Annotated in this window: 12 protein-coding genes; 6 read left to right on the plus strand and 6 right to left on the minus strand. The window is 66.0% G+C overall.

Going from position 1 to position 11,142, the window contains the following annotated elements; genetic code table 11:
* Window positions 1-10 precede the first annotated feature (10 nt).
* Entirely contained in the window at window positions 11-1,306 is a 1,296-nt protein-coding gene (locus tag A5681_RS14880) for a tetratricopeptide repeat protein (protein ID WP_067275970.1), read from the plus strand.
* A 61-nt stretch (window positions 1,307-1,367) separates the two neighbouring features.
* Window positions 1,368-1,853 (plus strand): NUDIX domain-containing protein, encoded by a 486-nt coding sequence (locus tag A5681_RS14885; RefSeq protein WP_231996316.1) that lies wholly within the window; start codon window positions 1,368-1,370, stop codon window positions 1,851-1,853.
* A 44-nt stretch (window positions 1,854-1,897) separates the two neighbouring features.
* Here the strand turns inward: A5681_RS14885 and A5681_RS14890 are convergent, their stop codons facing one another.
* Window positions 1,898-2,221, minus strand: a complete 324-nt coding sequence (locus A5681_RS14890; RefSeq protein ID WP_067275979.1) for a DUF732 domain-containing protein — start codon at window positions 2,219-2,221, stop codon at window positions 1,898-1,900.
* Window positions 2,222-2,363: 142 nt separating this feature from the next.
* On the opposite strand from A5681_RS14890, the gene A5681_RS14895 reads away from it, so the two are divergent.
* Window positions 2,364-2,879 (plus strand): hypothetical protein, encoded by a 516-nt coding sequence (locus A5681_RS14895; RefSeq protein ID WP_067275984.1) that lies wholly within the window; start codon window positions 2,364-2,366, stop codon window positions 2,877-2,879.
* Between the two features lie 19 nt (window positions 2,880-2,898).
* On the opposite strand, the gene A5681_RS14900 is transcribed toward A5681_RS14895, so the two are convergent.
* On the minus strand, window positions 2,899-3,597 hold the full coding sequence (locus A5681_RS14900) for a glycoside hydrolase (protein ID WP_067275987.1): 699 nt from the start codon (window positions 3,595-3,597) through the stop codon (window positions 2,899-2,901).
* Between the two features lie 107 nt (window positions 3,598-3,704).
* On the opposite strand from A5681_RS14900, the gene A5681_RS14905 reads away from it, so the two are divergent.
* On the plus strand, window positions 3,705-4,205 hold the full coding sequence (locus tag A5681_RS14905) for a nitroreductase family deazaflavin-dependent oxidoreductase (RefSeq protein WP_067275992.1): 501 nt from the start codon (window positions 3,705-3,707) through the stop codon (window positions 4,203-4,205).
* A gap of 33 nt (window positions 4,206-4,238) precedes the next feature.
* Here the strand turns inward: A5681_RS14905 and A5681_RS14910 are convergent, their stop codons facing one another.
* Complete coding sequence (locus A5681_RS14910; RefSeq protein WP_067275996.1) at window positions 4,239-5,003, minus strand: alpha/beta hydrolase family protein; 765 nt, start codon at window positions 5,001-5,003, stop codon at window positions 4,239-4,241.
* A gap of 57 nt (window positions 5,004-5,060) precedes the next feature.
* Window positions 5,061-5,840, minus strand: a complete 780-nt coding sequence (locus A5681_RS14915) for an alpha/beta fold hydrolase (protein ID WP_067276018.1) — start codon at window positions 5,838-5,840, stop codon at window positions 5,061-5,063.
* A gap of 89 nt (window positions 5,841-5,929) precedes the next feature.
* Between A5681_RS14915 and A5681_RS14920 the strand changes: the two genes are divergently transcribed.
* Window positions 5,930-7,696, plus strand: a complete 1,767-nt coding sequence (locus A5681_RS14920) for a GNAT family N-acetyltransferase (protein ID WP_067275999.1) — start codon at window positions 5,930-5,932, stop codon at window positions 7,694-7,696.
* A gap of 210 nt (window positions 7,697-7,906) precedes the next feature.
* Here A5681_RS14920 and A5681_RS14925 read toward each other — a convergent pair whose 3' ends face one another.
* Window positions 7,907-9,463 carry a restriction endonuclease gene (locus A5681_RS14925; protein WP_067276002.1) on the minus strand — a complete coding sequence of 519 codons (1,557 nt, stop codon included), beginning with the start codon at window positions 9,461-9,463 and terminating at the stop codon, window positions 7,907-7,909.
* A gap of 388 nt (window positions 9,464-9,851) precedes the next feature.
* On the opposite strand from A5681_RS14925, the gene A5681_RS27145 reads away from it, so the two are divergent.
* Window positions 9,852-10,745 (plus strand): hypothetical protein, encoded by an 894-nt coding sequence (locus A5681_RS27145; protein WP_156737990.1) that lies wholly within the window; start codon window positions 9,852-9,854, stop codon window positions 10,743-10,745.
* Here A5681_RS27145 and A5681_RS27455 read toward each other — a convergent pair.
* Window positions 10,632-11,142: hypothetical protein (locus A5681_RS27455; protein ID WP_197498606.1), on the minus strand; the 511-nt coding region annotated here is incomplete at its 5' end. The two genes, A5681_RS27145 and A5681_RS27455, sit on opposite strands and share 114 nt — an antisense overlap.

Raw genomic sequence — 11,142 nt, forward strand, 5'->3', positions numbered from 1 at the left:
CGATAGCGGTATGACGCCGCCGGAACTGCCCGGGCCGCTCGCCGCCTTGACCCGGCTCATCTCCGAGCGCATCGCCGCGGCCGATTTCGCCGGGGCGTTGCCGCTGATGAACGAGCTGGTCGCCGTCTGCCGGCCGGTATTGGGGGAGCGTCACCCCAACGTCTTGGACATGAAGCTCGCGTTGGTGCACCTGCAGCTCCAGATGGGCGACCAGGCCGGCGCCTATGCCGCCCTCGAGCAGCTGGTACCCGAACTGGTGGAGCAGCTCGGCGGCGAGCACATCACCACGTTGACCGCGCGCCACATGTTCGCGGACCGCCCGCAGCACGAAACCCGGGCCGCGTTGGCCGAGTGGACGCAGCTGCTGGCCGACGAAGAACGGGTGCTCGGGCCTGAGCACCCGACCGCGCTGACGTCCAGGGACCGGGTGGCGCAGAAGCGCAAGGAGCTCGGGGACTACGCGGGCGCGATCGCGGAGGGCGAGCAGGTCCTCGCGGCCCGCCGTCGGGTGCTCGGCGACCACCACGAGGACACCCTGGGCATGCGCGTGGCTCTGGCGCAGTGGCACGGCGAATCGGTCGACGGCCCCGGCGCGGTGGCCGAGCTCGAGTCGCTGGTAGAGGTGATGCGCGAAAAGCTGGGTGATGACCACCGCCACACGCTGATCGCCCGGCACACGATCGCCTTGTGGGAGCCCGAACCGGACGACTGTCAGGACAAGGTCGCCACCTGGCAAGCCCTGGTCGACGATGAAGCGCGCGTCTTCGGCGACGACAATCCCATCACCGTCGCCGCCCGTGAGGAGCTGGCCAAGTGGCGCGACCGTGTTGAGGAATACCGGTGGGTGGCCGAGACCCGTGACCGGGTCGAAGAGGCCACCAAGCGCCGTCTGCGCGCCAAACACCAAGCCACGCAGCGGTTTTCAGACGAGGAATACCTTCGGTGCTGGCTCGCCGAGCGCGGCGCCCAATTTCCGGTGTGGGCGAACCATTACGGCGGCGACGCCGTGTGGGACTTCTCCCCGGAGTCTCTTGACGCGTTGGAAGAGCTCGTCGTCCAGAAGGGCTCGACCCCCGAGCAGCTCTTCGACGAGGAGCGGAATGCGCCGTTCGTCGATGGCGCCGTGTGGTATCTCGGGGAAGTGCTGCGCCGCGGACGGTCCTTACCGTGGCAATACACCCGCGGTGAGGCGGCCGATCCGACCGTCGGCTACGTCGACGTGTTCGACGCCCTGACCCGAGTGCTGCACTCCGTCGACCGCGGTGCCCTGCGCCGCACGTACGACCGCTTCACGGCGTCGCAGTGATACTGGGTCGGTGCCTTTCATCGAATGCGTCGCGTCCCGCGAGATCTATCGGAGCCAGTGGATGGTGCTCCGCGAAGACGACATCCGCCGCCCGGACGGCAGCCCCGGCATCTACGGCGTGGTGGACAAACCCGACTATGCGCTGGTGATGCCGTTCGACGGGCACCGCTTCCGGCTCGTCGAGCAGTTCCGGTACCCGCTGGGGGAGCGGCGGTGGGAGTTCCCGCAGGGCACCGCCCCTGGCTTGGCGATCACGGAGCCGGCCGAGTTGGCCGAGCGTGAGCTGCGCGAGGAGACGGGCCTGAGCGCGACGTCGTTCGAGGTGCTGGGCAGGCTCGATGTCGCTCCGGGCATGACCAGTCAGCGCGGATGGGTGTTCCTGGCCACCGGGATCGACGAGGGGGAACCGGATCTCGAGCACGAGGAACAGGACCTGCGCAGCGCGTGGTTCGACCGCGAGGACGTCGAGCAGATGATCCGATCCGGGGTGATCGCCGACGCGCAGTCCATCGCCGCCTACGGCCTGTTTCTGCTGCGGCAACCATGAACGATGCGGGGACCCGCCGGGTCCCCGCATCGTGGTGTCAGGCGTCAGGCCGAGGTGACGTACTGCGGGCAGTAGGCCGAAGCGGCGTCGACGGCGAACGTCTTGGAGCCCTTGGCGCTCAGGCCGGTCGCCTGGGCCACCGCGTTGATGACCTCCTTGCTCGAGTGGCCCTGGTCGAGCGCGTTGCAGACGGCGTGTGCGTCCTTGACCGCGACCGAGGTGCTCGGCGGGGTGATGCCATCGGCCGCCAGCTGGGCGAGGAACGCGTCGTCGACCGAGCTCGCGCCGGCGGTGCCGGCGAGGCCCAGCGCGGCCAGGCCCAGGGCGGCGGTGCCGACGACGGAGGCGGTGAAACGGCGAGTGAACATCGGGATCTCCTAGTGCTGATCTGGTTTCTCGTGGACGCTGGGTGCGTTGATCACAGAATCAGCACGGGGGCTTAACGGGTTCTCAACGAATTCTTGGTGGGCTATCGCCGGGAACGTCACCGAGCCCGCACCATGGACTCCGATGTCACCCGGATGGCGGTTTCGCGGCGCTGCGACGCTGGCGGCCGTCGCGGTGGCGGTCCAGGCGTTGCCCGCAATCCCCGCCCACGCCGCGACGCCCTCGTGGAATGGGAAGTATTCGCTGGTCCGCTACGCCGTCCACAAGTCGGGGACGAGCGCGGCCGCCGCGCAGTCCGAACCGACATTCAGCGCGGACTACGTCTTCGTCACCGCCTGCTCGTCGGGCAAGTGCGTGGCGACCGCCACCAACGGCCCCGCTCCCAAGAACCCGACGCTGCCCCAGCCCTCGCACTACACCTGGGACGGCGCTCGATGGGTCGAGCACTTCGACTTCCAGTGGGATTGCTACATGGGTGACGGTGTCCCCAAGGTGTGGGCGCCCGCCCGGTCGTGGGCGTTCTACACGCCGCAGCCGGACGGATCGTTGCGCGGCACCTGGCATACCGACATCAACGGCGGCCCGTGCGGCGGAAGCGTCGAAATGCCCGTCGCGGCGTTTGCCGCCGGCTCCGCATGAAACTCGTTGTCGCCCAGGATCACTGCGGCGGCGCGGGCGTCATTGAGGCGATGTAGTAGACCTCGTGCCCGGTCGGGTAGCCGCCACCGTTGGTGGCGATGTGAACGTGGTCGTAGTGGTTGAGGGTCTCCGAACCGAGGTCGGCGGTCCAGCTGCCTGCGCCCACGCCCGGGTAGATCTTCTGCCGCCAGATCACGTGGTTGATTCCCCAGCGCTTGGCGTTCGCCAGGGCGTAGCCGGCGATCTGGTTGCCCAGCTCGATGCCCTCGGGACTGGCGTGGTTGGGGATCATCACGTCGATCGCCAGCCCGTTGGGATGCCACGGCAAAGCGTCCTCCCGGTATCCGCCGATGGTGGTGATCTGCGGAAACAGCACGCTGATGGCGCGTTCCGCCCAGATCGTCTTGACCTGCAGTCTGTCCTCGGACCCGACGCCGTGGGGCAGCGCGACCTGGAATTGCTGGCCGGCGGCGGGCGGCGCGTTGGCGGTCAGCATCTCCACTTCCGCGGGAGTGGCGGTGTGCGGGGCGTTGACCGGCGCGGCGGCGCCGGTGGCGGCCGCGCTCTCGGCCGCGCTGGTGGGTGGCGCCGCCGGCGGAGCCGGCGCGCAGCATCGCGGCTTCGCCCCCTGCGCGTACACCATGCCGGCGGACAGGACGAGCGAGGCCACGATGGCCAGCCAACGACTCCGACCGTTGGCTAACACATTCACGCCCACGACCAGCAGCTTAATGTCGTCCGCGACGTGCGTGAGGCGTTTTCAACGGGTTTTTCGGCTCGGGTGAATCGACCCCACGCCATGCTCCGTGGAGTCACAATGACTCCATGACCGGCCAGACCTTCGCCGATGCCAACGCCTTCCACCGGGTGATGCGCCGCTTCGCCTCCACCAGGGTCGGCGTGGCGATGCTGCGCCCCACGGCGCATCATCTGGACCGGTTCATCACCAGGGTCACGGGCGGCAGGAGCAGCTTCGCGGGCGTCGCGACCGGCATCCCCGTGGTCATGCTCACCACCACCGGCGCCAAATCCGGTGAGCCCCGCACCGTCGCGGTCTATGGGATCCCGCATCCGGATGGCCTGGCCCTCATCGCATCCAATTTCGGCGGTGCCAGACACCCCGCCTGGTATTACAACCTCAAGGCCCACCCCGAAGCGACGGTGACCATCGGCCGGGACACCTGGCATACGACGGCGCGGCTCGCCACGCCAGGCGAGCGCGACGAGATCTGGGCCAAGGGCCTCGAGCTGTATCCCGGCTGGCGCAAGTACGAGGTGCGGGCCGGTAAACGTCACATCGAAGCGTTCGTCTTGCCGAGGAACTGAAGCCGAATTTAGTGCCCCGCAGGCGATTCGGGGCTAATCTCCGTCGCCCAAGTACGCGTCGGCCCAGGCGCCGATGATGCGTCCCGCCCGGCGGGCCTGGCCGCGCGCGGTGAGAAAGTGATCGGAGCCCTCGAGCGAGACGAAGCTGCGCGGGTGCCGGGCCAACCGGAAGATCTCGCTAGCGTTCTCGATGCCGACCGTGTTGTCGGTGGGGGAGTGCAGGATCAGCAGTGGCAGGCGCAAACCCTTGATCTTGTCGCGCAGTTGGGCCCGACGCACATCCTCGACGAAAGCCCGCTTGAGCGTCAGCGTGCGCCCGCCGACCATCCATTCGGCGCTGCCCTCGGTCAGGCAGCGGTCGACCACTGCGTCGTAATGCTTTTCGACGTGGCTCGGGTCGACCGGTGCGGCGACCGTCACCACGGCGCGCACTCCCGGCGACTGCCGGGCCGCGGCCAGCACCGCCGCGCCGCCCCACGAGTGCCCGATCAGGATCTCGGCCGGGGTTTCGCGGCTTGTCATGAATTCGCACGCCCTGGCGATGTCGTGGACCTTGACGGTGAAGGACCCGTCGCCCCAGTCGCCCTCGGACCCGCCGAGACCCAGCGCGTCGAAGCGCAGCATGCCGATGCCGTCGGTGGCCAGTTGCTTGCAGATCCTGGCCGCGGCGGGCGAGTCCTTACCGAGCGTGAAGCCGTGCGCGAACACACCCCAGCCGCGCACCGCTCCGTCCGGCATCTCGATGACGCCTGCAAGAGTCGCGCCCGTGGATCCTTGGAACGTCACACGTTCGCCCATGCAGACGATCTAACCCGCCCGGGCCGACGATCGTAAGGCCGAGCGTCCGCGCACAAGTCAGCCTCTGCGGGCGACGTCTTGGCTCAGGATCTGGGGCCAGGTCTCGACATCGGCCGGGGTGTGCGCCACGGTGAGCGTCGACCGCGGCATCAGGGCGGCAAGCGATTCCGCTGTCGACATCGGATGCGCGGGGTCGCCGACCCAGGCCAGAATCGTCGTCGGCGCATCGATTCGTGCGACCACTTCGCGAGCGGGCAGGTCGCTGAGAGCCGCGCCTCGAAACAATGACGGCAGCAGCGCGTCGGCCACATCGGGAACTGTTTCGGGCGCGCCGACCGTGGCTGGCGGCGGAGTCGCCCCACGGGCCGACGCGATGAATGCCCCGACTCCCTCGTTTTCGATGAGTTCGGCCGCGGCCCGGTAGATCGCCGCCTGCGCGGGCCGGGTTTCCCACGCGGTGGCCGGCACCATCAGCGTGAGGCCGGCGAAGCGGTCCGGCTCGCGGGCCGCCGCGTGCAGCAGCGTGCCGGTACCCATGGAAGGGCCGACTCCGTGCACCCGTTCGCCGGGAAACCATTTGTCGAGCAGCTGCAGAAGATCCTCGGCAAGGCTTTCCCAACGGTAATCCTCCGGGACCTTGCGCCCAGTCGACTTCCCATGGCCGCGTGCGTCATATCGCAGCAATCGGGTCCCGCTGAGCCCCCTGCCAAGGTCGAGATTGAGCACCCGGTCACGCGCGCGGCTGGAGGTGAGTCCGTGCAGTTGAACTACCGGATGACCACCTTCGTCGCTCAGTTCAACCGCAAGCTCCGCTCCAGGAACCACGAAAGTGGACATCACGCAACTCTTCTCACGACCGGACGGCTCGCCCCGAGCCGACCGCGCAGACCGAGCATTCAGGCTAACCGGGGCGTTAGGGTACCGCCATGCGGCTGACGAACGTGGCGCACCTGCGGCTACCCTTTGGACGACTCTGGGGCTACGACGTGTCGGTGTCTGGCCTCGGCCGGCAGCTCCCGGTGTCTTTCGACCAGCGCATACACGTTGGCGCGGGCGAACGACCGGGCTCCTGGATGGCTTTGTCCATTCGGTTGCCGGCGGGGGTCAGCCGCGAATCGTTGGCCGATGCGTGGCTGGGTGTGATCGCCCGCCATGGCACCCTGCGAACGGCATTCACACCCGGGGCGGACGGCGATCCGCAGCTGAATGAGATCGATATTCACCCGGGCAAGTGGGTAGAGCATGAGATCAGTCCGGGCCAGGCGGTCAATGACGCACTGCGAGTAGTTCTCAACGCGACGTGCTCGCCCTATGAGCGGCCCTCACATCGATTGTGTGTGCTGGAGACTGCCGCCGGATCGACGGTGGTGATCGCGGCCGACCACGCCCACGTGGACATGTGGTCGATGCTGGTGATTGCCCGGGACCTGTTGTCGATGCTCGCCGACGCGCGGATCGGACGCACGTCGTCGCTGCAGCCGCCGCCGGCGTTTGTCGTGCACACGCAGGCTCTGCTGGATCGTCCTGCGGCACCGGAAAGCGTGCGCGCGCGATGGGCACAAATCATCAGCGACAGCGGTGGGGTGATGCCCCGGTTCCCGCTGCCGTTGGGTGAGTCCGGGCCGCATCCGGAACGCGTCGAAGTGCGCGACGTGTTCGATGTCGATGACGGCGCCGCGTTCGCGGCGCAGGCACGCGAAGACGGTGTCTCGACGCTGGCACTTGCTGTGGTCGCCATGACAGGGGTTACCCGCGAGTTGGCCGGGGCGCCGCTGCGCGCGGTCTTCCCGGTGCACAGCCGATTTGAAGACAAATGGCACGACTCGGTGGGCTGGTTCATCACCAATTCGGTTCTGGAGTCGGCGATTGCCGAGCCGCACGCGGCGGCCGCCGCCGTCAAAGAAGCCGTGCAGCTTGGTTCCTGGCCACTGGCCGACGTTCTGGCTCCGTGGGGTGGAATGCCCATCGCACCCGGCATGTTCGCGATTTCCTGGCTGGACCAAAGCAGGCTGCCGGTGCGCATCGACTCGGTCGGACTCGACGCCCAGTATGTGAGCGCGAGCGTCGACACCGACGGCGTCATGCTCTGGTTCATCCAGGACGAGTCCGGGCTGCATCTGCGATGCCGCTATCCGGATACCGCGGAGGCACGAACCAATGTGGGGGCGTGGCTGGACCTGTTGGTGGCGCGCCTACAGGCACTGGCGCAGTCCTCGGTTCGAGGACTGCTGCGGGTGGCGGGCCGCACATATCGTGTGCAGCGCGCGACGCGCGAACACGTGGGGGTGATCGCTCAGCTGCTCTCTGACGACGAATTCGGTCAGGATCGCGAAGCCGCCGAACTCGAACGCTATGAGGCGGCCTACGACATCGTCGTTCGCAACCGATCCAACTATCTCGGAGTCGTCCTGAACGGTTCCGACAAGGTCGTCGCGACTGTGCAATTGACGATCATTCCCGGCCTTTCCCGCGGCGGCGCCACCCGGCTGCAGATCGAGGGATTACGGGTCGCCAAAGCCGAACGCGCACAGGGTCTCGGTACCGCACTGGTCGAGTGGGCACACAACTACGGCCGAGCGCACGGGGCGCGGCTCGCGCAGGTGACCACGGACGAGGCCCGCGAAAGGGCTCGGGCGTTCTACAGCCGGCTCGGGTACCACGCCGCCCACGTCGGGCTGAAACGCACTATCTGAGTCCGGTTTATCCGCGGCGATCGTTTCAGCGTGCGTGATGGCGACTCCAGGCCAAGGCGAGGACACGCTTTCGCTAGGCGGAAAGACTTTGCCGAACGGTTATGACATCCTCGTGACGCACAGGTGTCGATTCTTGGTATGTCTGCACCACCTACGGTGCCGACGGCCTGCAATTTTTTTCGCCGTGTGGTGGCCACCCGGTCTGGGGCCTTACAGCTCACCGATTTGGCGGCGCAGCTTGTCTGCCCGTGCGCGAGCATCTCTGGCGCGGGCTTCCGCCTCTGCGACGGCGTCCGTGCCTGCTTCGTCGAGCTGCACCGCCGCCGGTTCTGCCTGCAACACCAAGTCTTTGTCGCCCTCGCCCCAGTCAGGTACCGGATCTTGCCAGTCGTCTGGCGGCTCGATCCGAGCTTTGACGCCCGCATGGGTCGCGAGGAGGTACAAGAGGTTTGTGCCGTCGAACAACTCGATCGGTTTGCCTTCGGCGAAGTCATAGGATGCTTTGCCGTACTGGCTTGTCGTTACCAGTATGCCCTTCGAAGCGCCCTCATTCTGGAGTGTGCCGTACAGGTCGCGGACGGCCGACACGCCGACGGTGTGCTTGTAGCGTTTTGCTTGGATTACGACTTTGCCGCCCAAGATGGGATCGGTGTTGTAGGCGACGCAGTCGACACCGCCGTCCCTAGACGCTCTTGTCTGCCTGGTGTCCAGGCCAATCTTGTCGAAAAGGTTCTGGATGAGCGATTCGAACTGTTGCGGTGTGAGTTCCATGAGGTTCGGACGATCATCCAACTCGCCGAGGGTATCGGTTTCGGCGATGAACCGCGGGTCCACCATTGAGAACTCCAGCACTGGGCGTACCGGTGTCAACTCTGTTGGGCTCCTTGAGATTCCGGCGTTCAGGTACTTGAGGCAGGCCGCGGGCTCAACCTGTGCCAGGTTAATCTCGGTGAAGGTGTCCCGGGTTGTCCGGACAGTCATTAGGCATGGCCGGATTGGCTTTCCGGTGCGCGGGTCTATGGTGTCGACGATGCCGTTGAAGACCACGACGTCGATGTGTTGCTTTGTGTCGACTCGGAAGATGTGCGCCAGGCACAGAAGCGTGAGCTGCGCGATTGCGCTGGCATATAGCCCTTTCACTTGCGCGGCTGGCCGCGCAGTTTCGACCACCTTGTCCTGGCTCTTCACGTATCGGTATGACTTTACCTTTGGGACGATGTCAACCGTCGGTAGTTCGTACTCGACTACCAATTGGCGCGATTGCGGTGAGTAGGCGACTCTCGCTTTTGGGCTGTCGGTCCGGACTTCCGTTGCCGGCAGCGTTGATTCGATGTATTCGGTGATGCCTTTCGGGTCGCCCGCGAGATACGGAGCCGTTGGTTTACCTTGCGGATGTCGTAGTCCGTGGTGAAGCAGGTTGTTGAGGCGCTGGACTTGCGATTCGATGTTTTCGTTCTGCGCGGCCACCTGCGGAACGATCCCCTCAATGCCTGCGATGTGGCTATCGAGGGTGGTGCCTTCCGGCCATCTCGAGAGCTGCCATGCACGGCGCGCAGCCGCAGCCTGGCGTTGCCGCTTTGCTTCTGCAGCCGCCCACTGACGCTGTCGCTCCGCGTCGGCTGCCGCCCACTGACGCTGCTGCTCCGCCCACTGGCGCTGCCGCTCCGCCGCGGCCGCCTCCGCTTGGCGTTGCGCTGACGACACGCCCCATGTCACAACACCACCAAGGACCAACAGGACGACGAAGAGAAATACCACGACCTCCACAACCCAAAAGGCTACTTATGACCACGGCATAGCGGGCCTAATCAACGCAGCAGCCGCGCTACTCCCGCCGCTAGCCCCAACCGGAGCGTCGGCGCTAGCCTTACCGCGGTGCGCTCGACCCTCATTGATGAACCAGCATCAAGCCAGCTCGCGCAGCTCGCGGCGTTCATCGAGCGGCGCATCCGCCACCTCTATCGCCGGGCAGCGGCCCGCCCCGCTCCCGAGCCGCATGGCGCAGTGCCACCAATCGGAGCTCGGAGTCGATGGTCGCAATGTCGCGCATGCGCGGAGAATAGATCTCCGCGCTGGGAGTTAGCACTTCACCGAGATCGATGTGCGAAGTTGATTTGCAAGACACCGCTGGCTGGCCTACGGGACTATTTCCGCTATGACGTCAATAGAGTCTGAGACCGCCGCGGATTTACAACAGTGGATCGACCGCTTGACTCAGGCGGCTCGAGACGGTGAGCTTTTGGAGTTGGCTAGTTCGGGGTCGGTCGACCCTGCCGACGCGCAGAGTTCGGGCTCTGATCGTTGCGTCCCTGCCGCTGCGCTACGTCGCGTCCTCACCTCTAGCGATTTGACCGTAGATCCACGAGGACTGCGTATTTCGGGTGCCCGCGTCTGCGAAAAGCTAGAACTCGCACATCTTGTATTCCCTTACCCGCTGCACCTCGTTGATTGCGTATTAGATGCACCTATCGACCTCAGCGGGTCCCAACTGAAGGAACTCAGTCTGGAGGGCAGTCATGCCCAACAAGTGACTCTCAACGGCGCTCACATTAATGGTGATGTTTTAGCTAAGGGCATCGAAGCCGACGGCGGGGTGAGCGCTCCTGGAGTCCGTATTGAGGGGGGTGTAGACCTCGGCGAGGCCAAGCTGCGCAATGCCGACGGCGAGGCGCTGAGCCTCGATGACGCTCAGATCACCGGCGACGTGATCGCCAACGACTGCGAAGCCAACGGCGCAGTGAGCGCGTGGCAAGCCCAGATCGGTGGGCAGCTCATACTCATTGACGCAAAGTTGCGCAATGCCGATGGCAATGCGGTGTTGATGGACCGCGCCCAGATCACCGGCGAGGTGTTCGCTAACGGCTGCGAAGTCGACGGCACAGTTCGAGCTGCAGGCATCCAAATCGGTGGTTTCCTACAGCTCCCTAAGGCCAAGCTACGCGGTGCCGGCGGCATTGCGCAGCTTGGCCTCGCGGAGGTCAAGGACTCCACCAATGTGGGCGCGCGGCGCCCAGATTACGCCGTCGACTTCGAAGCAGCTGGCGATTAGGGAACGCTTGATCTCAGCGCTGTCGAGGATCAGCGCGTTGCCGTTGCCATTGCGCAGCTTGGCCTCGACGAGCTCGACTTGCCCACCAATGTGGGCATGTGGCCCCCAGAGTGCGCCGTCGACTTCGCAGCGGTTGGCGAGCACGGCACCGGCGATCTCAGCGCCGTGGAGGATCAGCGCGTTGCCGTTGCCATTGCGCAGCTTGGCCTCGACGAGCTCGACCTGCCCATCGACGCGCACTTGCGGGACACGGACTTCACCATCGGCTTCGCAGCCGTTGGCGAGCACGCCGGCGATGATGCGGGCGCCGTCGAGGATCAGCGCAATGCCGCCGGCACCGCGTAGCTTGGCCTTAGGGAGCTGTAGGAAACCACCGATTTGGATGCCTGCAGCTCGA

Source organism: Mycobacterium scrofulaceum (genome assembly GCF_001667885.1).
GTDB classification, from domain to species: domain Bacteria; phylum Actinomycetota; class Actinomycetes; order Mycobacteriales; family Mycobacteriaceae; genus Mycobacterium; species Mycobacterium scrofulaceum_C.

Bases quoted from the DNA above. Each gene is read 5' to 3' on its own strand.
- A5681_RS14880 (WP_067275970.1), top strand. From the start codon at position 11: ATGACGCCGCCGGAACTGCCCGGGCCGCTCGCCGCCTTGACCCGGCTC.
- A5681_RS14885 (WP_231996316.1), top strand. From the start codon at position 1,368: ATGGTGCTCCGCGAAGACGACATCCGCCGCCCGGACGGCAGCCCCGGC.
- A5681_RS14890 (WP_067275979.1), bottom strand. From the start codon at position 2,221: ATGTTCACTCGCCGTTTCACCGCCTCCGTCGTCGGCACCGCCGCCCTG.
- A5681_RS14895 (WP_067275984.1), top strand. From the start codon at position 2,364: ATGTCACCCGGATGGCGGTTTCGCGGCGCTGCGACGCTGGCGGCCGTC.
- A5681_RS14905 (WP_067275992.1), top strand. From the start codon at position 3,705: ATGACCGGCCAGACCTTCGCCGATGCCAACGCCTTCCACCGGGTGATG.
- A5681_RS14910 (WP_067275996.1), bottom strand. From the start codon at position 5,003: ATGGGCGAACGTGTGACGTTCCAAGGATCCACGGGCGCGACTCTTGCA.
- A5681_RS14915 (WP_067276018.1), bottom strand. From the start codon at position 5,840: ATGTCCACTTTCGTGGTTCCTGGAGCGGAGCTTGCGGTTGAACTGAGC.
- A5681_RS14920 (WP_067275999.1), top strand. From the start codon at position 5,930: ATGCGGCTGACGAACGTGGCGCACCTGCGGCTACCCTTTGGACGACTC.
- A5681_RS27145 (WP_156737990.1), top strand. From the start codon at position 9,852: ATGACGTCAATAGAGTCTGAGACCGCCGCGGATTTACAACAGTGGATC.